A 19,238-nucleotide genomic window follows, 5' to 3' on the forward strand; every position below is an offset into this window, starting at 1 on the left:
AGCGTGGCTGCAGGGCCGTGCTGAATCTAGACGGCGGCGGCCAGCGTCGCATGCACTTCGGCGTCGGGCGCGCGGGTAATCAGCGTCTCACCGAAACGCTTCAGCAGAATGAACTTGATCGCGCCGCCTTCCGCTTTCTTGTCGATCTGCATCAGCTCGACGTAGCGATCCGTGCCGAGAGCGGGGGCACGCGTGGGCAGATGCGCGGCAAGCACCACGTCGACGAGTCGTTTGCGCGACGCTTCGTCCAGATGGCCGAGGCGCACGGACAGATCCGCCGCCATCACCATCCCGCAGCCGACCGCCTCGCCGTGCAGCCACTCGCCATAACCGAGCCCGGCTTCGATCGCGTGGCCGAACGTATGGCCGAAGTTCAGGATCGCGCGTAGACCGCCTTCGCGCTCGTCCTGCGCCACCACCGACGCCTTGATCTCGCAGGAACGTTTGACCGCCTCGGTCAACGCCGCCGGTTCGCAGCGGTTCAAAGCCTCGATATTGGCCTCGATCCAGGTGAAGAAACCGGCATCGGCGATCGCGCCGGTCTTGATGACTTCGGCGATGCCCGCCGCGAGTTCGCGCTCGGGCAGCGACCGCAATACCCCGATGTCGGCGATCACCGCCTGCGGCTGGTAGAACGCGCCGATCATGTTCTTGCCGAGCGGATGATTGATGCCGGTCTTGCCGCCGACCGACGAATCCACCTGCGACAGCAACGTGGTCGGCACCTGGATGAACGGCACGCCGCGCATGTAGCAGGCGGCGGCAAACCCGGTCATGTCGCCGATCACACCGCCGCCGAGCGCGATCAGCGTGGTCTTGCGGTCCGCGCGCGAGCCGAGCAGCGCGTCGAAGATCAGGTTCAGCGTCTGCAGATTCTTGTGCGCTTCGCCGTCCGGCAGAACGACCGTGGACACCTGCTTGTTCAGCGGCGCGAGCGCCGCGCGCAGCTTGTCGCCGTAAAGCGGATCGACGGTGCTGTTGGTGACGATCGTGACCGAGTTGCCGGCGATATGCGGCTTGAACAGCTCGGTCTGGCCGATCAGGTCGGCACCGATATGGATGGGGTAGGCGCGCTCGCCCAGTTCGACGTTGACGGTAATCATACGGTCCATTATGACGCAGGATGTTTGGCGACGCCGGCCATCTCGAGCTGCATCAGAACCATGTTGACGAGTCCGTTGACCGAAGGCCGGCCGGTTTCGATCACGAAGTGCGCGCATTCGCGGTACAGCGGGTCGCGCACTTCATAGAGCGCTTCGAGGCGAGCCTTGGGGTCTTCCGTTTGCAGCAGCGGACGATTCTTGTCGCGCCGCGTGCGCAGCCACAGGTCATGCGGATTGGCGCGCAGATAGATCACGAGGCCGCGGCTTTTCAGCGCTTCGCGGTTTTCCGGCCGCAGCACCGCGCCGCCGCCGGTCGCGAGCACGATATTGTCGCGCGCCGTCAGCTCCGAGATCACGCTGGCTTCGCGATCGCGAAAGCCCGCTTCGCCCTCGAGCTCGAAGATCACGGGAATGCGCGCGCCCGTGCGCGCCTCGATTTCATGGTCGGAATCGAAGAACGGGCGCTCGAGACGGCGCGCAACCGCCCGACCCACAGTGGTCTTTCCTGCCCCCATGAGCCCTACGAAAAAAACATTGGCGTGTGCGTCCCGCGCTTGCAACGGTGTCCTCTGGCTAATCCGGTGTAGTTCGTGCCGCAGCTTACTGGCAAAGCGGCTGCCTTGTCGAGCCTGCGCGCCGCCGACGGACGGCGGCGCAAGCGTGCCCTATATGCCCTAATTTTCCCGCACCACGCGCGGCGTGATGAAAACCGCCAGTTCACTGCGCGTGTCGCGATGAGTCCGATGGCGGAACAACGCGCCCAGAACCGGTATTTTGCCAAGGATGGGCACCCGCTCGACGTCGTCGCGGTCGTCAGTCTCGTAAATTCCGCCGATCGACACCGTACCACCATCCTCGACCTCGACGCGCGTTTGCACGTGCTTGGTGTTGATCGCGGGCCCGGCGTCGGTCTGCTCGCCGACGCTGTCCTTCGCGACGTCTAGATCGAGCACCACGCGGCCATCCGGCATGATCTGCGGCTCGACCTCCAGTTTGAGCGTCGCGCGGCGAAACTGCACGCCAGATACGCCCTGGCCGACCTTCGCCTGATATGGCAGCTCGGTGCCCTGCTCGACGATCGCCTTCATCCGGTCCGCCGTCACGACCCGCGGGCTCGACACGATTTTCCCATGTCCCTCTGATTCGAGCGCCGAGAGTTCGATATTGAGCAGCCGTGTAGCGTGCGCCGCGAATAGCGTGAGGCCGGCGGTCGCGGCATCGAATCCGGAAATCGGACGGGCCGACAGATCGTACACGGTGCCGTCCGCTCCTCCCGTCAGCCCCCTCGACGTACCATCCGCGCTCGTGCCGGCCACCGACAGCCGCACCCCGAGATTGCGCGAAAAGCCCTGGTCGCCTTCGACGATCTGCGCCTCGATCAGCACCTGGCGAGTCGGCCGGTCGACGGAGGCGATCAGCGCCGCGATCTGTTCGAGCCGCCCAGCGAGATCGGTGACGAACAGCAGGTTGGTGCGCGGATCGGCGGTGACGGCGCCGCGTTTGGACAGCACGCGCTGGGTGCCGGAACCGGTCAGCAGGCGCCGCACGTCCTCGGCGTGCGCGTAGTGCAGCTCGAACGTGCGGCTCGCGAGCGGTTCGAGGTCCGCGGCGCGCGCGTGAGCTTCGAAGCGCTGACGTTCGCGCGCGGCGAGTTCGGCGGCGGGCGCGACCCAGATGACGTTGCCGTGGCGCTCCATCGCCAGATTGTTGACGTCGAGCAGCGTGTCGAACGCGTTGCGCCACGGCACCTGATCGAGCCGTATCGACACGGCGCCGCGCACTTTGTCGCTGGCGACGATGTTCAGGCCGGTGAACTCGGCGAACGCTTTCAGGACTGCGCCGAGTTGCGCATGCTGGAAGTTCAGCGAAATCGGCTTGTTGCCCGCGGGAAGACCCGAGTCGGCAGCGGCCGCTGCGTCGGCGAGGCGCGGCCGCGGCGGCAGCGGAACCGGCGGGCCCTCCAGACTGGGCGTGCCGGCGCCGTCGTCGCGGGCGGTAACGGCGGGTTGTTTTGGCGACGATGGCAGGATCTGGCCGTTGGCGGCGTCGTCCGGGGAAGCGTCGGCCGCTATCGCGGCACGCGGGGCCGGCTCGACGGTGTCCGGGTCCGGGGCCGCGCCTGGCGCAGAAACATAGGCGAACGGATTCGCCGCCTGGCCGATGCCGCCGCTCGGCAGCGGCGCTGTCTCGAGGGCGGTATTGGCCGATACGGCTGGATCGTCGAGCGCGGCGTAAGTCGGCAACGGCGGTAGCAACGGTGGCGTCGCTGCCTGTGCGACCCCACCGCCCAGCGTCGCAGCGAAGTAGAGCCCGAAACACAGCCCGCAGACGACACGGACCTCGCGTTCGCCCCGCAACATCGCCACTCTCAATCGCTTGAGTGTGCGCATCATGACGCCTCCGTCTGCATCAGCGTCAGCGTGCGCGTCGCGCCGCCGTTCGCGAGCGTAATGCCTAGCGCGTCGAGCTGCGTGACCCGCTCGACGCCCAGTTGCTGGCCGGCCGCGACAGTCGTCGTGCCGTCTGGCGTGTCGAGCAGGGCGAGCCCGCGGGTACGATCGCGCAGCAAACCGATAAGCCGCAACTCGGAAACATCGCCCGGCTCGCCGCTCGCGGAGATCTGCGGCTTCGCGAACGGATCGAAGAATACGAGGCCTTCGTCGTCGGCGGCGGCCTCGTCGGCGTCAGCGCTTACGCCGGCGCTCGCAGCCGGGGTCGCGGACGCCGGCCGCAGCGCGTCGTACACCTGCAGCGTCGCGGCCACCGCGAGACCTTTGCCGTCCTGCTTGACGGTCACATCGACGGGAACGATCAGCACCGGCAGTTGCGCTAACCCGTGGAAAAATGCCATCAGGTGGACGAAGTCCGTGCGCGCGGTGAGCTGCAGCTCGCGCTTGCGCTCGACGCCCTCGCCGCTCGCCGCGCCCGGTTCGACCGCGAGCAACAGGACGCCGCTCTGCGTGGCCAGCTCGGAGACGATGCGCACGTCGTCGGCGGAATTCCACTGCACGGCGCTCGACACCGTGGCCGGCATCGCCGCGGCTGCACGGCGCAGCGACGGCAGCTGCGCTAGCGCGTGGCGCGCCTGCGCGAGACGCTGCGTGCCGAGCGCGAGCGCCGCGCGGCTCGCTTCCAGTCCGGCGAGATCGGCCGTGTTCCAGCCGTACGCGCCGAAGGCGAACACCAGCGCGGCGATTGCCGTCGCGACAAGCCAGCGACGGTGCGAGCTCCAAGCCTCGAGCGGCATACGCGCCCGCTTGACCCAGCGTGAAACGAACGCGGCGCCGTACGGTGCACCGCCCGGCTCGAAAAATGTCGTGCTCATCGTGCACCTCCCTTTCGTGCGGCCCGCGACGCGTGCGTCGCTTGGAGCGGCGGTTCGCCCCAGCGCAGGCGCGCATCGAATTCCACCGGTCCGCCAATCGTCGGTTCCGTCGATGCGCCGCCCTTCCCAGTCGGCCGACGTAAATCGCGCATCTCCGCGCCCTGCACGCCGTGAATCGCGCCGAGCCGCTTGAGCCACTCAGCCGACGCGAGATGGCCGCTCGAAGTTGCCAGCAATTCGGTCTCGTACTCGCGCTGTCGAAACTGCCGCAACACGATGCGCTCGCCGGGCTCGAAGCTCAGCGCGTCGAGCAGATCGCGCAGATGCGCGAGCGGCCTCGCGAGACTCGCGGCGCGCCCCGCGGCTTCGCGTTGCGCCTGTTCGGCCCGCGACAACTTCGCGTGCTCCGCGAGCGGCGCAGCGAGCGGGGTGAGCGCCTGCTCGACTGCTGCGCGCCGCGCATCCAACCGCGCCGCGGCAAAGCTCTGCCAAGCGGCGACGAGCAGCACGCCCGCGGCACCGACGCACGCCGCCACGGCCCAGTCGCGCATGCAGCGGCGCCGTGCGAGTCGCGCGTTGCGTTGGCGGTACGGCAGCAGATTGAAGCCGCCTAGCCACGGCACAGCGGCACGCTGGTCACACCGATTGGGACTCGCGGCCACGCCAGATGAAAACGACAGAGCGCCCCTCATTCCAGCACCCCACGCAACGCGAGCCCAAACGCGACCGCGCCAGCCGGCTCGTGCAGCAACGCGTCGTCGAGCGGCCGTGCGTGGCTGCCGAGCAGCGCGCACTCGAACGGCAGCGCCGAGCAGCCGAGCACGTCGCCAATCTCGGCGAGCGAAAAGCCGACGCCGTCGAGCAGTTCGATTTCGCCGCCGATCAGCGCACAGTCGAACTCCGGCCCCTGCGTGAGATCGCGCAACGCGTCGGCGAGATCGGCATGCTCGGGCGCCGGATAGCGCATCTCGCCGACGTTCGCGCCATCGACGACACTCCAGCCGTACACGCCGTCCGTACCGACCCACACCGCCGCGTACGGTTCGTTCGGGTCGAGTTCGCGACTCGCCGCATGGCGCAGTGCGCGCAATGCGGCGTGCGGTTCGCCATCGATAGCGGACAGCGAAATGCCCGCGGTCGCCGCGCATTCGATCCGCGCTTCCAGATGCTGACGCGAGGTCGCGGCGATCTTCACCGAGCGCTGCGGAGACGGCGTCTCGTCGACGTACCAGTCGACCGCGAGTGCATGACGCTCGAGCCCGGCGATGCGCTCGGCTTCGCCCATCACCGCGGGCGCGAGTCCGGCGAGCGCGACGCCGCCGTCCTCCGCCTCGCAGTCGCTCTGCGCGGCGAGCCGCGCGAGCGGCACTGTCGTCGTGAGCGTGGCCGACGCAGGCACCGCCATCGCGCAGCGCAGCGCGTGCGTCGCGCATACGCGCGGCAAGCCGGCGAACGCATCGCGCAATGCCCGCGAAACGGCCTGCCGATCGACGATCTCGGCGCCCGCCATCACGCCGGCCGCGAGCGGCACCGTGCTGATATGTTCGAGATGCAGCGCACCCCGTGCGCGTTGACTCACCACCACGAGACGCACGTTTTGCGAGCCGACGTCGATGCCGGCGGCGAAACGCTGCCGGCCCTCCCTCACCGCCTGAAGCCATGAATTTCTATAAGCCATACCGCCCTCCCTCTGAACGCGAATAACGAGGGATCATTGTCGGCAGACGCGCGTCCTAACGACATTCAGCCGAATGGCTAACGCGGCTGCGAAGCCGCCCCGAGCGGCATCAAAGCGACTACAGTTGGGACTACAGCGAAGTCGTTCCCGCGCCGCCTGGCATGTGCCGATTGCACGCCATCCGTAAGCCTTCCGAAAGCAGAAAAACCCTGGCGGCTATAATCGCGGGACTGTTTTTCCGGTACTCCTATGCAAGCCACGTCTCCTACGTCTCCGCCGCCCGCGCCGAAAAAGCGCAAACGTCCGTTATGGCTGAAGCTGATCCTCGGCTTTGTCGGCTTGATCGTGGCGGGCATCGTGTCCGTGGCGCTGGTGCTCGGCTATGCGCTCGTCGTCGCGACACCGAACCTGCCGTCACTCGATGCGCTGACCGACTATCAACCCAAAGTGCCGCTGCGAATCTATACGGCCGACCACGTGCTGATCGGCGAATTCGGCGAGGAGCGGCGCGACATCGTGCACATCCAGGACGTGCCCGACAGCCTGAAGAAAGCGATCCTCGCGATCGAGGACGCGCGCTTCTACGAACACGGCGGCGTCGACCTGACCGGCATCGCGCGAGCCGGCATCGTCGCGCTGACCAACGGCCATGCGACTCAAGGCGCCAGCACGATCACGATGCAGGTCGCGCGCAACTTCTTTCTGTCCAGCGAGAAAACCTACACGCGCAAGATCTACGAGATGCTGCTCGCGTACAAGATCGAGTCGAAGCTGAGCAAGGATCAGATTCTCGAGGTGTACATGAATCAGATCTATCTCGGTCAGCGCGCGTACGGATTCGCGAGTGCGGCGCGCGTGTACTTCGGCAAGGACCTAAAGGACCTGACGCTCGCCGAATCGGCGATGCTCGCCGGTCTGCCGAAGGCGCCGTCCGCGTATAACCCGGTCGTCAATCCGAAGCGCGCGAAGGTGCGCCAGGAATACATCCTGCAGCGCATGTACGAACTGCATTACATCACCCCGGAACAGTACGACGAGGCGAGCCGCCAGCGGCTCGTCGTGAAGGGCATGGGCAAGGAGTACAGCGTGCACGCGGAATACGTCGCGGAAATGGTGCGGCAGATGATGTACGCGCAGTACCGCGAGGAAGCCTACACCCGCGGCCTGAACGTCGTGACCACGATCGACTCGGCCGATCAGGACGTCGCCTATCACGCGGTGCGCAAAGGCTTGATGGACTACGAGCGCCGTCACGGCTATCGCGGCCCGGAGGCGTTCATCGATCTGCCGGCCGACGCCGACGAGCGCGAGCAGGCCATCGACGATGCGCTGCTCGAGCATCCCGACAACGGCGAAATCATCGCCGCCGTCGTCACGGCGGCGAGCCCGAAGGCGGTGCAGGCGGCCTTCATCGACGGCAACGTCGCGACGATTCAGGGCGACGGCCTGCGCTATGCGCAGTTCGCGCTCGGCCCGCGCGCGCAGCCGAATCAGCGCATCCGGCCCGGCGCGATCGTGCGGCTCGTGAAGAACGACGAGGGCGACTGGTCGATCACGCAATTGCCGCAGGTGGAAGGCGCGTTCATCTCGGTGGTGCCGCAGGACGGGGCGATCCGTTCGCTGGTCGGCGGCTTCGACTTCAACAAGAACAAGTTCAATCACGTGACGCAGGCGTGGCGTCAGCCGGGCTCGAGCTTCAAGCCGTTCATCTATTCGGCGTCGCTCGAAAAAGGCCTCGGGCCCGCGACGATCATCAATGACGCGCCGCTCTTTTTCAGCGCCGCCGAAACCGGCGGCCAGGCGTGGGAGCCGAAGAACTACGGCGGCGGCTTCGACGGTCCGATGACGATGCGCACCGCGCTGCAGAAGTCGAAGAATCTCGTGTCGATCCGCATCCTGAACCAGATCGGCCCGAAGTACGCGCAGCAATACATCACGCGCTTCGGCTTCGACGCGGATCGCCATCCCGCCTATCTGCCGATGGCGCTCGGCGCGGGCCTCGTGACGCCGCTGCAGATGGCGGGCGCGTTCTCGGTGTTCGCCAACGGCGGCTACCGGATCAATCCTTACCTCATCGCGGAAGTCACCGATCAGCGCGGCGGCGTCGTAGCGCAAGCGCAGCCGCTCGTGGCCGGCCGAAACGCGCCGTATGCGATCCAACCGCGCAACGCCTATGTGATGAACAGCCTGCTGCAAAGCGTCGCGCAGCACGGCACCGGCGCGAAGAGCAACGTGCTCAAGCGCACCGATCTCGCCGGCAAGACCGGCACGACCAACGACTCGCGCGACGCGTGGTTCGCTGGCTATCAGCACACGCTCACCGCGATCGCGTGGATCGGCTACGACAATCCGCGCAGCCTCGGCGACAAGGAAACCGGCGGCGGCCTCGCGCTGCCGGTGTGGATCGAGTACATGGGACGCGCGCTGAAGGGTGTGCCCGAGTACAAGATGGCACGCCCCGACGACGTCAGCGAAATCGGCTCGGAGCTTTATTTCGACGATTTCACCCCGGGCCACGGGTTCATCGCAACGGTCGGCGTCAGTCAGGCGACGCTCGACGCCCAGGCGAGCGCCGCGGCCGCCGCGCCGGAACAGGTCGGCGAGCAGGAGAAGCAGGACATCATGAATCTGTTCCGCGGGCACTGAGGCCCCGTCGAGGTACCGTAAGAAAGAAAAAACCGCCGCGTTCGTCACGCGGCGGTTTTGTTTAGAGAGCGTCTCGTGCTTCGCGCTAATTGCGCCACGCTCATTGCGCGGCGAACTGCACCGGCTCGCCAGCCTGCTCGGTCGCATACTGCGACAGCGCCGCGAAAAACTCCGAGCCGCTGCGCGTGTCGCGCCATTCGCCGTCGACGAAACGGAAGTGAAAACCGCCGGCCTTCGCCGCGATCCAGATCTCGCTCATCGGCGGCTGAAGATTGACGATGATCTTCGTGCGGTTCTCGAATTCGAGCGTCAGAACGTTGCCGCTGCGCTCGAGCTCGATGTCGGCGTCGATGTCGTCGAGCGCGCTCTCGATGGCGGCCAGCACGGCTTCCGCACGGGTCAGGTAATCACTATCGGACATGCTAAACTCCATCGATTATTCATTCAGGGACAGTCATGCGAGTCGTAACTCGGATGCGCGCGGCAGCGCCCGGCCGCGCGATTGTAGCGGTTTTAGCCATTCTCGCAGGTTGTGCGCTCACCGGCTGCGGCCAACGCGGCTCGCTCTATCTGCCAACCGTACCGCCGCTGCCCGCCCCGCCGGCTCACCGCACGCAAACACCGTCGACCGATCAAACGCAACCGGCTAACGGCGCGGCCAACGCGGACTCGATCCCGGACACCTCGGGTACGCCGCTCACGCTCGCCCCCGAAGACCAACTCAAGACGCCGCCCGCTTCGGGGGCATCGGCTCCCGCAGTGCCGCTGCCCGCCTCTGCCGCCCCTTCCGCTCAATAAGACTTTCGCATGACTCGATCCGCATTTGACTACGTCGACGGCGTATTGCACGCCGAAGGCGTGTCCGCCGTTTCCCTCGCCGAGCAGTTCGGCACGCCGCTGTACGTCTATTCGCGCGCCGCGCTCACCGCGGCGTGGAACGCCTATGCGGGCGCCTGCGCCGGGCGTCGCGCGAGCGTGCACGTGGCCGTCAAGGCCAATAGCAATCTGGCGGTGCTGAACGTATTCGCGCGCCTCGGCGCGGGCTTCGACATCGTGTCGGGCGGCGAACTCGCGCGCGTGCTCGCGGCCGGCGGCAAAGCGGAAAACACCGTGTTTTCTGGCGTCGGCAAGCAGGCGAGCGAAATGCGCGACGCGCTCGCGGCGGGCGTCAAATGCTTCAACGTCGAATCGATTCCCGAGCTCGATCGACTCAACGCGGTGGCGGGGGAGATGGGCAAGAAGGCACCGGTGTCGCTGCGCGTGAATCCCGACGTCGACGCGAAAACGCATCCGTACATTTCCACCGGCCTGAAGACGAACAAGTTCGGCGTCGCGTTCGAGGATGCACGCGCCACTTATCAGGCGGCCGCGGCGATGGCGAATCTCGAGGTGGTCGGCATCGACTGCCATATCGGCTCGCAAATCACCGAAGTCGCGCCTTACCTCGACGCAATCGACAAAGTGCTGGAGCTCGTGGAGCAGATCGAGCAGGACGGCTTGACGATTCGCCATATCGACGTCGGTGGCGGCCTCGGCATCACATATGACGACGAAACGCCGCCGGAAATCGGCGAGTTCGTGCGCACGGTGCTCGATCGCATCGAAGCGCGCGGCCACGGTCACCGCGAAGTCTATTTCGAACCTGGCCGCTCGCTGGTCGGCAACGCGGGCGTGCTGCTCACGCGCCTCGAGTTTCTGAAGCCGGGCGAGGACAAGAACTTCGCGATCGTCGACGCGGCGATGACCGATCTCGCACGCCCCGCGATGTACGACGCGTATCACGCAATCGAGCCGGTCGTGAAGCGCGACGTCCCTGCGCACGTCTATGACGTGGTCGGCCCGGTCTGCGAAAGCGGCGACTGGCTCGGCCGCGAACGGCTGCTCGCGGTCGAGCCCGGCGATCTGCTCGCGATCCGTTCGGCCGGCGCGTATGGCTTCGTGATGAGCTCGAACTACAACACCCGTGCGCGCGCCGCCGAAGTGATGGTGGATGGTACACAAGCGCACGTAGTTCGGGCGCGCGAAGAGATCAGCCAGCTGTTTGCGGGCGAAACGATTCTGCCGGCGTAAACGTCGGGGCTGGCTGCAGAGCCAACGGTAAATGAAGCGCAGCAACAAAAAATGGCGATGCCTCCTCGGCGTCGCCATTTTTCTTTGCAGCAGCGTGCGTGACGCGAATGGTTCGCGCAATCACCGTCGGCGCGTTGTCATCCTTCGCTCACGTATCCACACAACCAGCCGCCACCCCAGCAGCGCGATCATCACCGCGCCGTAAATCTTCGGCAGCAGCAGATCGTGCTTGCCCGCCTTCATCCACCAGAAATGCAGGATGGCGAGCGCGCCGATCACGTAGATCGCACGATGCAGCGTCTGCCAGCGACGTCCGAGCTTGCGCACCATCGCGCGCGGCGACGTGACCGCAAGCGCGATCAGCAGCACGAAGGCGGCGAAGCCCACCGTGATGAAGGGCCGCTTGCCGATGTCCTTCAGTATCTCCGCCACATCGAACCACTTGTCGAACCACAGGTACGTGGTGAAATGCAGCGTCGCATAGAAGAACGTATAGAGTCCGAGCATCCGACGGAAACGCACGAGCGCGGCGACGCCGGTCAGACGGCGCAGCGGCGTCACCGCTAGCGTGATGCATAGGAACACGAGCGTCCACAGGCCCGTCGAGCGGGTGATGAATTCGATCGGATTCGAACCGAGCCGGTCGGTCAGGCCAAACAGCACGAGGCGTGCGAGCGGATAGAGCGCCGCGACGAAGACCGCGACTTTCGCCGGGACGACCCAGCGCGCGCCGCCCGCGGCCCGCGGCTTGGCCGCCGACATCGGCGCCGTGCGCCGTGTCGCAGCCTCGCTGCGGGTGACAGTTTGCGTGTCGGTTGCCATCGCGCTCGCCTTAGAAGTTCTTCTTCAGGTCCATGCCTTGATAGAGCGATGCGACCTGATCGCCGTAACCGTTGAACATCAGTGTCTTGCGCTTCGGCGTAAAAAAGCCGTCTTCGCCGATTCGCCGTTCCGTAGCCTGGCTCCAGCGCGGATGATCGACATTCGGATTCACATTCGAATAAAACCCATATTCGTTCGATGCGTACGTGTTCCAGCTGGTCGGCGGCTGCTTCTCGACGAAACGGATTTTCACGAGCGACTTCGCGCTCTTGAAGCCGTACTTCCACGGCACCACCACGCGCACCGGCGCGCCGTTCTGATTCGGCAGCACCTGGCCGTAGAGGCCCATCGTCAGCAGCGTCAGTGGGTGCATCGCTTCGTCCATCCGCAGGCCTTCCGAGTACGGCCACTCGAGTATGGGCTGCGACAGCCCGGGCATCTGCGACGGATCGGCGAGCGTGATGAATTGCACGTACTTCGCATTGCCGGTCGGCTCGACGCGTTTAATTAACTCCGAAAGCGAGACGCCGATCCACGGCACCACGATCGACCAGCCTTCGACGCAGCGATGCCGGTACACACGTTCCTCGAGCGGCGCGAGCTTCAGCAGGTCGTCGATGTCGTAGACCTTCGGATTCTTGATCTCACCCTCCACGCTCACCTTCCACGGATGCGGCCGCAACGTGCCCGCGTGCTGCGAGGGGTCGGATTTGTCGGTGCCGAACTCGTAGAAATTGTTGTAGGTGGTGATGTCCTTGTACGGCGTGATCTTGTCGAGCGCGACGAACCTGGTGTTGGTTTTCGCCGCGAGCTTCTGCGCCTTCGGATCGGGCGACGAGTATGTCGCGAGCGCCTCGCCGCTCACGCCGATCAGGCTGCCGAACGCCATCGCGCCCGCTGCCTGCAGGATGCGTCGGCGGTTCTCGAACACGTGCCGCGGCGCGATTTCGCTGCGCGCGATGTCATCGCCGGTAAGTTGAATCCTATCGCTTCGCTTGATCCACATCGTGCTGCTCCTTGCCGGCCCGCCGCGTCATGCGCGTTGCGGTGCCATATTGATGATCGCCCGTTTGGGGGCGCCTGTCATCCACGGGTACCTGCTCAGCTGCTTGATTGGTGAACACCGGGGCGCGACGAATATTCCGTCCACCATGAAAAAACCGCCGGTGCAAAAGCACACGGCGGTTCTTAGTCGGTTCAGCGCGGCGGATCTTACAGCTTGCCGTAGCTATGCAAGCCCGACAGGAACATGTTCACGCCGAGGAACGCGAAGCTCGTGACCAGCAGGCCCGTCAGCGCCCACCATGCGGCGATAGCGCCGCGCAAGCCCTTCATCAGACGCATGTGCAGCCAGGCCGCGTAGTTCAGCCAGACGATCATCGCCCACGTCTCCTTCGGGTCCCAGCTCCAGTAGCCGCCCCACGCTTCGGCGGCCCACAGCGCGCCGAGAATCGTCGCGATCGTGAAGAACGCGAAGCCGACCGCGATCGACTTGTACATCACGTCGTCGAGCACGTCGAGCGCCGGCAGACGATCCGCAAGGACGCCGCGTTCCTTCGCCAGATAGGCGACGCCGACCATCGCCGACAGCGCGAAGCTGCCATAGCCGATGAAGTTCGCCGGCACGTGAATCTTCATCCACCAGCTTTGCAGCGCCGGCACGAGCGGCTGGATCTGCTGCGCATCGCGCGAGACCGAGTACCACATCAGGAAGCCGACGGCCGCGCTGATCACGAGCAGCACAAACGCGCCGAGCGCGCGCGTGTTGTAGTGCTGCTCGTAGTACAGATAGAAAAGCGCGGTGATCAGGCTGAACAGCACGAACACTTCATACAGATTCGAAATCGGAATATGGCCGACGTCCGAGCCGATCAGGTACGACTCGTACCAGCGCACCATCATGCCGACGAAACCCATCAGCACCGCCACCCACGTCATCTTCGAGCCGATCGCGGCGCCTGTCGGCGAGCGTGACAGCAGCGCGATCCAGTAGAACACGGTTGCGAAGACGAACAGCGCGCTCATCCACAGGATCGCGGACTGGCTGGAGAGGAAATACTTGAGGAAGAACGCGTTGTCGGCACGGCTCAGATCGCCTTGGTAGATCTGGATCGCAAGCAGCGAAAGAGCGGCGATTGCCACCATCAGCGGACGCACCGGCTTCCAGCGCCAGCCGAGCACCACGAAAACCGGCACTGAGCACACCAGCACCAGTTTGTCGTAGTAGTTCATGAACGGGTAGTAGCGCGACAGCGCAAAGCCGGCGCCCCCGACCAGCGCGAGTGCGAACAGCCAGTCAAAGATACCCAGGCGTTTCAGGAACGGCCGTTCGTCGAATTGCTGGAGTTCGGGCGCGCTGCTCGCAAACGCCTTGTCGGCGCGTGAAGCAGAAGAAGAGGAGGAAACCTGAGTCAAGTCCATGATCTTACCGGGTCGAATCCTGTGAACTTGCCGACGGGGCGGCGGCCTGAGCGGCCGGACGGGCATCGGCTGCTTCGATGAGTTTCGCGCCCAGTGCGGCGCTCACGGCGTCGCGCGTCCGGACGAACTCCTTCTCGAAGTCTAGCGTCTTACGCGCGCTCGACATCGCCATCACGACGTTCGTGCCGTGGTCCGTATCCTTGAGCCAGAACCACAGACGCCGTTCGCGGACGTAGAACATCGAGAAGATGCCCAATACGAGAAGCAGGCTGCCAAGATACACGACTTTTTTGCCGGGCGCGCGCGTCAACTGAAATACCGAAGCTTGCACCTGCTTGAATGAGTCAAGCTGCAAATAGACCGGTGATCCATACAGAAAGCTGTCGGATATCGCATTAAGCGAGCTCTGAATGAAGCGGCTCGTGTCCGCATTGGCCGGCGCGGCGGGCTCGCCGAGCCGCTGGCGCGACAGTTGCCACAAGTCCCACGTGACGCCTTCGAGCATCCGAAGCAGCAGGCCCGCGGCCTTTTCCTGCTCGCCCTTCGGTACCGAGCGGTCGATAAACCCAGCGACTGCCTGGAAGCCGCCGAGCGTTTCGCCGTTCGGCATCTTCATGCTGGCGTCGGCGCCCGCAAAAAGGGTCAGCACGCGCAACGCGCTTTCCTCCAGATGTTGCTGCAGCTCCGCATTCGGGCCCGGCACCGAGCGCTGCGCAAACTGATGAGCGGCGATGGCGCGTTGGCTCGGGTCTTCGAGCGTGGCGCGCAGGTTCATCCATTCCTTGAGCGTGCCGCCGCTGTCGGCGGGAATGCGCAGGTAGCGGAACGGATCGTCGGGATTCAGGCGCATGCCGGCGAGGAACATCTTCTCGCCGTTCACGTCGACGGGCAGCATGTAGTTGTTGTACTCGCGCGCCTGTCCATCCTTGCCGCGAATCTTGTACTGCACCGACGGGCCGACGTTGTGCAGGTCGAGCGGCTTCGAGGATTTCGCGCCGGAGCCGAGACGCTCGTCGAACGCTTCCTTCAGCGAGTGCTGCGCAGCGACCCCGCGCGCATCGTTCTGGCCATTGGCGTTGGAGATGTTTTCGACGTTAATCGCGCGGAAGTCGGTGAATTCGACGGTCTGGCCGTCGGCGAGCGGCGTGGCCGAGCTCAACGGCGCGCTGCCGCCGATCGTGCCGCCAAACGGCGCCGGCTTCGCGCTCGGGCCGGACATCGGGAAGGCGGTCATTAGCATCTGCGAGCCGCCGTCCTGGAAACTCGACTGATAAATCGACACGCCGTCGTATTCGAACGGCTTGTTGACCTCGACGCGCGCTGGCACGCGCGCGCCGGTCTTGTGATCGACCACGACGATGTCGCTCGCGAACAGCTTCGGCATGCCGGTCGTGTAGTAATCGACGATGAACTTGTTCAGTTCGATCGAAAACGGCAGGTCCTGAATCAGTGAACCGTTGGGCTGATTCAGGATCGCGGTCGACACGTGCTGCCCCTCGGGCACCCACGCGTAGCCGCGGAACGTCGGGTTCGACTGCGACAGCCGATGCTCGGGCGAAATCTCGCTGATAACGGTGTTCGAGTTGATCGGCGACTTGTCGAACAGCCACATTTGCAGCTTGATCGGCAGATTGCTGTCGAGCAGGCCGCCGAGGCAGATCACGACGATCGCGAGGTGCGCGGAGATGTAGCCGAACTTCGTCAGCGCGCCACGCTTTGCGGCGATCAGCGTCGCGCCGTCCGACTCACGCGTGACGAACTTGTAGCCGAGCTTCGCCGACAGTTTCGCGAGCACTGCCGCGGTCTGCGCGCGCGTGCCGTGCACGGCGAACTCGCCCTTGTGATGGAACGCACGCAGGCTGCCTTCGCGAACCTTGTCCTTCCAGCTCTTCGCATCGGAGAGCATCTTCGGCGCATTGCGGATCACGCAGAGCGACACCGACACCATCAGGAAGCCGAGAATCAGCACGAACCACCACGAGCTGTACACCGTGTAGAGGCTCAGCGCGCGGAAGATGTCCGCCCAGAACGGACCGAACTGGTTGACGTAGTTGGGATACGGATCGTCCTGCGTGAGGACGGTACCGATGATGCTGGCGATCGACAGGATCACGAGCAGCGCAATGGCGAAACGCATCGAGCTCAGGAGCTCGATGGAGCTGCGCATGACGCGATTGCCCGACTTCGACTGCAGACCCGACGTGGTGACGCTCATTCAAACTCCGACTGAACAGCAAAAAAGGGTGAAGGGCTGTCGTAGCTACGACACCCTCACCCTTTTCTTGTTTTTCACCGGCCTCGCCGGGCCGGTTGGATTCGCGCGGGCGAACCGCTTAATGCAGACCCGCGATGTAGTCGGCAACCGCCTTGATCTCGTTGTCCGACAAACGCGATGCTATCGCATGCATCGCGTCGCTGTTATTACGAGCGCCCGGACCTTGCGTGAACGCGGTCAGCTGCGTCACCGAGTACTCGGCCCACTGTCCCGACAGGCGCGGATACTGGATCGGAATGCCCTGTCCCGTGGGGCCGTGGCAGGCCGCGCAGGCGGGCACGCCCCGGTCGGCAATCCCACCGCGATAGATCTGCTGCCCCACCGCGACCGTGTTCTTATTGTGCGCATAGCCCGGCTTGGGCGTCTGCGTCGAGAAGTAAGCCGCAACGTTGATCATGTCCTGATCGGAGAGCGCGGCGGCCATGCCTGCCATGATCGCATTATTGCGCGCGGCCTGTTTGGCGCCCGGTTGCGTCTTGAAATCTCGGAGCTGCTTGACGAGATACTCAGGATGCTGGCCCGCCAGCTTCGGATATGCACCGCCGGCACTGTTGCCGTCTGCCCCGTGACAAGACGCGCACACTTGTACCGCGATTGCCTGCCCCCGATTGATGTCCGGCTTTGCCGGATCTGCTGCTCGTGCCTGAATTGCCAAACCTGAAAGACCTGCCGTTACATGAAGCACCATCAGAGTCTTGCACAGTCGATTCATTCGCACACCCTGTCTCGTCTTGTGGGATTTTAGAGGTTCTGCAAAGTACGACGACGGCGACCGAGTGACCGCCAGGAGCCGCCAAGGCACGTGGGGCGGGCTCCCAAGGTTTTCAGTAAACCATCGTATTGTACAATAACTCGCTAATCGCTTAGACGCCAGTCGGGCTTGACCCCGTTCCCGCTGCGGGCTCCGCGGCGTCTCCAATCTGGCTTCCACCATGCCCTTCCTGCTCCACGAATCCCGCTTCTATACCACCGTCAATCATCTGCGTGACCTGCCGGCCACCGCGCAGCCCGAGGTCGCTTTCGCAGGACGCTCGAACGCAGGCAAGTCGACGGCGATCAACGTGCTCTGCAATCAGAAGCGACTTGCGTTCGCGAGTAAGACGCCTGGCCGCACGCAGCACATCAATTATTTTTCGGTTGGCAAGGCAGATGAACCGGCCGGCTATCTGGTCGACCTGCCGGGCTACGGTTATGCGGAGGTGCCGGGAGCGGCGAAGGCTCACTGGGAAGCGTTGCTGTCCACGTACCTGCAATCGCGCTCGCAACTGCGCGGCATGATCCTGATGATGGATTCGCGGCGCCCACTGACGGAGCTCGATCGACGCATGATCGAGTGGTTCGCGCCGACCGGCAAGCCGATCCACACGCTGCTCACCAAATGCGACAAATTGACGCGTCAGGAAAGCACGAACGCGTTGCGCACCGCGCAGAAGGGATTGGCCGAATATCGAGCCGCCGGCTATCGCGGCGAGTTGACCGCACAACTCTTTTCGGCGCTCAAGCGAACGGGCCTCGACGAAGCGCATGAGCTGATCGAGAGCTGGCTGATCCCCGGCGCGGTGGACGAAGCAGGTGAAAAGCCGGCTGGGGGCTGACTCACTATCGATGCCGGAATCCCTCAGCCCGTGTGACGCGTGATATGCCTTGAATACCCGTATGAGAGCGCATTTCCCGCCACCCATAAAAAAACCCGCCGCTTGAACGGCGGGTCAAACAGCCTAATCGAAAAAACGACAGGCACCCGCTCAGGGAGGAGAAGCGGGGAGGTCAGCGCTAGGCGCCTTGCTCGATCGGTATGATATACCATTGTCTCGAAAAGTTTCCGGGAGCGGAGCCAGGTGCCATTTGTCCACTCCACCTATCCACGATCTTCGATTCGATATGAGCTTCTACCCGCACTACCGTCCGCGCCGCATGCGCCGTGACGACTTCTCGCGCCGCATGATGCGCGAAAACATCCTCACCACGAACGACCTGATTTACCCGGTATTTATCGTCGAGGGCACCAACGTTCGACAAGCGGTGCCGTCGATGCCGGGCGTCGAGCGCGTGTCGGTCGATCTGCTGATGGGCGTCGCGGAGCAGTGCGTGGAACTGGGCGTGCCGGTGCTGTCGCTGTTTCCCGCGATCGAGCCCTCGCTGAAGACGCCCGAAGGCCGCGAAGCGGCCAACCCAGCGGGTCTGATCCCGCGCGCGGTGCGTGAATTGAAGAAGAATTTTCCGGAGCTCGGCGTGCTCACCGATGTCGCGCTCGATCCGTACACGAGCCACGGTCAGGACGGCGTGCTCGACGAAGCCGGCTACGTGATGAACGACGAGACCGTCGAAATCCTCGTCGAGCAGGCGCGTGCGCAGGCGGAAGCCGGCGTCGACATCGTCGCGCCGTCAGACATGATGGACGGCCGCATCGGCGCGATCCGCGAAATGCTCGAGAGCGAGGACCACATCCACACCCGCATCATGGCGTACGCGGCGAAGTACGCTTCGGCGTTCTACGGCCCGTTCCGCGATGCCGTCGGTTCCGCGACGAACCTCGGCAAGAGCAACAAGATGACCTACCAGATGGACCCGGCCAATTCGGACGAGGCGCTGCGCGAAGTGCAGGCCGACATCAACGAAGGCGCGGACATGGTGATGGTCAAGCCGGGCATGCCGTATCTGGACATCGTGCGTCGCGTGAAGGACGAGTTCCAGTTTCCTACCTACGTGTACCAGGTGAGCGGCGAATACGCGATGCTGAAGGCCGCCGCGCAGAACGGCTGGCTCGATCACGACAAGGTCATGATGGAATCGCTGCTGGCATTCAAGCGTGCCGGCGCGGACGGCGTGCTGACGTATTTCGCGCTGGATGCCGCGAAGATCCTGCGATCGCAAAAGTAAATCAACGCGCGGTTTAGC

At 64.6% G+C, this 19,238-nt stretch carries 17 protein-coding genes; 5 read left to right on the forward strand and 12 right to left on the reverse strand.

The genetic code is table 11. From position 1 onward, the window contains the following. Positions 1–26 precede the first annotated feature (26 nt). The 6 genes from aroB to pilM form a co-directional block, all read right to left on the reverse strand. A complete protein-coding gene (gene aroB, locus AB3X94_RS31380) occupies positions 27–1,112 on the reverse strand; it encodes a 3-dehydroquinate synthase (RefSeq protein WP_176110116.1) in 1,086 nt (361 codons plus the stop codon). Further along, positions 1,112–1,663, reverse strand: a complete 552-nt coding sequence (locus tag AB3X94_RS31385) for a shikimate kinase (RefSeq protein WP_026228368.1) — start codon at positions 1,661–1,663, stop codon at positions 1,112–1,114. The genes aroB and AB3X94_RS31385 overlap by 1 nt, the downstream gene beginning before the upstream one ends. 114 nt (positions 1,664–1,777) lie before the next feature. Then, entirely contained in the window at positions 1,778–3,496 is a 1,719-nt protein-coding gene (locus AB3X94_RS31390) for a type IV pilus secretin PilQ (RefSeq protein ID WP_368613588.1), read from the reverse strand. Continuing rightward, positions 3,493–4,428, reverse strand: a complete 936-nt coding sequence (locus AB3X94_RS31395; protein WP_176110114.1) for a hypothetical protein — start codon at positions 4,426–4,428, stop codon at positions 3,493–3,495. Before AB3X94_RS31395 ends, AB3X94_RS31390 begins: the two co-directional genes overlap by 4 nt. Further along, positions 4,425–5,120 carry a fimbrial assembly protein gene (locus tag AB3X94_RS31400; RefSeq protein WP_368613589.1) on the reverse strand — a complete coding sequence of 232 codons (696 nt, stop codon included), beginning with the start codon at positions 5,118–5,120 and terminating at the stop codon, positions 4,425–4,427. Before AB3X94_RS31400 ends, AB3X94_RS31395 begins: the two co-directional genes overlap by 4 nt. Next, on the reverse strand, positions 5,117–6,106 hold the full coding sequence (gene pilM / locus AB3X94_RS31405) for a pilus assembly protein PilM (RefSeq protein ID WP_368613590.1): 990 nt from the start codon (positions 6,104–6,106) through the stop codon (positions 5,117–5,119). The genes AB3X94_RS31400 and pilM overlap by 4 nt, the downstream gene beginning before the upstream one ends. Before the next feature lie 249 nt (positions 6,107–6,355). Here pilM and AB3X94_RS31410 point away from each other — a divergent pair, with 249 nt between their 5' ends. Beyond that, positions 6,356–8,752 carry a penicillin-binding protein 1A gene (locus tag AB3X94_RS31410; protein WP_368613591.1) on the forward strand — a complete coding sequence of 799 codons (2,397 nt, stop codon included), beginning with the start codon at positions 6,356–6,358 and terminating at the stop codon, positions 8,750–8,752. A gap of 100 nt (positions 8,753–8,852) precedes the next feature. Here the strand turns inward: AB3X94_RS31410 and cyaY are convergent, their stop codons facing one another. After that, the gene (gene cyaY, locus AB3X94_RS31415; RefSeq protein ID WP_176110110.1) at positions 8,853–9,173 is read right to left on the reverse strand and encodes an iron donor protein CyaY; all 321 of its coding nucleotides are present in this window, start codon (positions 9,171–9,173) and stop codon (positions 8,853–8,855) included. A gap of 35 nt (positions 9,174–9,208) precedes the next feature. Between cyaY and AB3X94_RS31420 the strand changes: the two genes are divergently transcribed. Both AB3X94_RS31420 and lysA read left to right on the forward strand, forming a co-directional pair. Then, on the forward strand, positions 9,209–9,550 hold the full coding sequence (locus tag AB3X94_RS31420; protein ID WP_368613592.1) for a lipoprotein: 342 nt from the start codon (positions 9,209–9,211) through the stop codon (positions 9,548–9,550). A gap of 9 nt (positions 9,551–9,559) precedes the next feature. Beyond that, positions 9,560–10,822: a diaminopimelate decarboxylase gene (gene lysA / locus AB3X94_RS31425; RefSeq protein WP_368613593.1), complete on the forward strand. Its 1,263-nt coding sequence runs from the start codon at positions 9,560–9,562 to the stop codon at positions 10,820–10,822. A 120-nt stretch (positions 10,823–10,942) separates the two neighbouring features. On the opposite strand, the gene msrQ is transcribed toward lysA, so the two are convergent. The 5 genes from msrQ to AB3X94_RS31450 all read right to left on the reverse strand — a co-directional run bounded on the left by msrQ (position 10,943) and on the right by AB3X94_RS31450 (position 17,052). Then, positions 10,943–11,644 (reverse strand): protein-methionine-sulfoxide reductase heme-binding subunit MsrQ, encoded by a 702-nt coding sequence (gene msrQ / locus AB3X94_RS31430; RefSeq protein ID WP_184228107.1) that lies wholly within the window; start codon positions 11,642–11,644, stop codon positions 10,943–10,945. 10 nt (positions 11,645–11,654) lie between these two features. Then, the gene (gene msrP / locus AB3X94_RS31435; protein ID WP_368613594.1) at positions 11,655–12,650 is read right to left on the reverse strand and encodes a protein-methionine-sulfoxide reductase catalytic subunit MsrP; all 996 of its coding nucleotides are present in this window, start codon (positions 12,648–12,650) and stop codon (positions 11,655–11,657) included. 206 nt (positions 12,651–12,856) lie between these two features. Continuing rightward, a complete protein-coding gene (gene ccsB / locus AB3X94_RS31440) occupies positions 12,857–14,065 on the reverse strand; it encodes a c-type cytochrome biogenesis protein CcsB (RefSeq protein ID WP_368613595.1) in 1,209 nt (402 codons plus the stop codon). Positions 14,066–14,069: 4 nt separating this feature from the next. Next, the gene (locus AB3X94_RS31445) at positions 14,070–16,280 is read right to left on the reverse strand and encodes a cytochrome c biogenesis protein ResB (RefSeq protein WP_368613596.1); all 2,211 of its coding nucleotides are present in this window, start codon (positions 16,278–16,280) and stop codon (positions 14,070–14,072) included. A gap of 118 nt (positions 16,281–16,398) precedes the next feature. Then, complete coding sequence (locus AB3X94_RS31450) at positions 16,399–17,052, reverse strand: cytochrome c (RefSeq protein ID WP_026228372.1); 654 nt, start codon at positions 17,050–17,052, stop codon at positions 16,399–16,401. Between the two features lie 220 nt (positions 17,053–17,272). Between AB3X94_RS31450 and yihA the strand changes: the two genes are divergently transcribed. Together yihA and hemB are read left to right on the forward strand one after the other, a co-directional pair. Further along, positions 17,273–17,935 carry a ribosome biogenesis GTP-binding protein YihA/YsxC gene (yihA, locus tag AB3X94_RS31455; RefSeq protein ID WP_368592722.1) on the forward strand — a complete coding sequence of 221 codons (663 nt, stop codon included), beginning with the start codon at positions 17,273–17,275 and terminating at the stop codon, positions 17,933–17,935. Positions 17,936–18,221: 286 nt separating this feature from the next. Next, positions 18,222–19,220 (forward strand): porphobilinogen synthase, encoded by a 999-nt coding sequence (hemB, locus tag AB3X94_RS31460; protein ID WP_176110102.1) that lies wholly within the window; start codon positions 18,222–18,224, stop codon positions 19,218–19,220. Positions 19,221–19,238: the final 18 nt, after the last annotated feature.

It is taken from the genome of Paraburkholderia sp. BR10923 (genome assembly GCF_040948765.1).
GTDB lineage: Bacteria > Pseudomonadota > Gammaproteobacteria > Burkholderiales > Burkholderiaceae > Paraburkholderia > Paraburkholderia youngii.

Coding starts and splice junctions, on each gene's coding strand:
- AB3X94_RS31390 (WP_368613588.1), bottom strand. CDS start 3,496: ATGATGCGCACACTCAAGCGATTGAGAGTGGCGATGTTGCGGGGCGAA.
- yihA (WP_368592722.1), top strand. CDS start 17,273: ATGCCCTTCCTGCTCCACGAATCCCGCTTCTATACCACCGTCAATCAT.
- lysA (WP_368613593.1), top strand. CDS start 9,560: ATGACTCGATCCGCATTTGACTACGTCGACGGCGTATTGCACGCCGAA.
- msrP (WP_368613594.1), bottom strand. CDS start 12,650: ATGTGGATCAAGCGAAGCGATAGGATTCAACTTACCGGCGATGACATC.
- AB3X94_RS31410 (WP_368613591.1), top strand. CDS start 6,356: ATGCAAGCCACGTCTCCTACGTCTCCGCCGCCCGCGCCGAAAAAGCGC.
- AB3X94_RS31400 (WP_368613589.1), bottom strand. CDS start 5,120: ATGAGGGGCGCTCTGTCGTTTTCATCTGGCGTGGCCGCGAGTCCCAAT.
- AB3X94_RS31450 (WP_026228372.1), bottom strand. CDS start 17,052: ATGAATCGACTGTGCAAGACTCTGATGGTGCTTCATGTAACGGCAGGT.
- msrQ (WP_184228107.1), bottom strand. CDS start 11,644: ATGGCAACCGACACGCAAACTGTCACCCGCAGCGAGGCTGCGACACGG.
- hemB (WP_176110102.1), top strand. CDS start 18,222: ATGAGCTTCTACCCGCACTACCGTCCGCGCCGCATGCGCCGTGACGAC.
- AB3X94_RS31420 (WP_368613592.1), top strand. CDS start 9,209: ATGCGAGTCGTAACTCGGATGCGCGCGGCAGCGCCCGGCCGCGCGATT.
- cyaY (WP_176110110.1), bottom strand. CDS start 9,173: ATGTCCGATAGTGATTACCTGACCCGTGCGGAAGCCGTGCTGGCCGCC.
- ccsB (WP_368613595.1), bottom strand. CDS start 14,065: ATGGACTTGACTCAGGTTTCCTCCTCTTCTTCTGCTTCACGCGCCGAC.
- AB3X94_RS31395 (WP_176110114.1), bottom strand. CDS start 4,428: ATGAGCACGACATTTTTCGAGCCGGGCGGTGCACCGTACGGCGCCGCG.
- pilM (WP_368613590.1), bottom strand. CDS start 6,106: ATGGCTTATAGAAATTCATGGCTTCAGGCGGTGAGGGAGGGCCGGCAG.
- aroB (WP_176110116.1), bottom strand. CDS start 1,112: ATGGACCGTATGATTACCGTCAACGTCGAACTGGGCGAGCGCGCCTAC.
- AB3X94_RS31445 (WP_368613596.1), bottom strand. CDS start 16,280: ATGAGCGTCACCACGTCGGGTCTGCAGTCGAAGTCGGGCAATCGCGTC.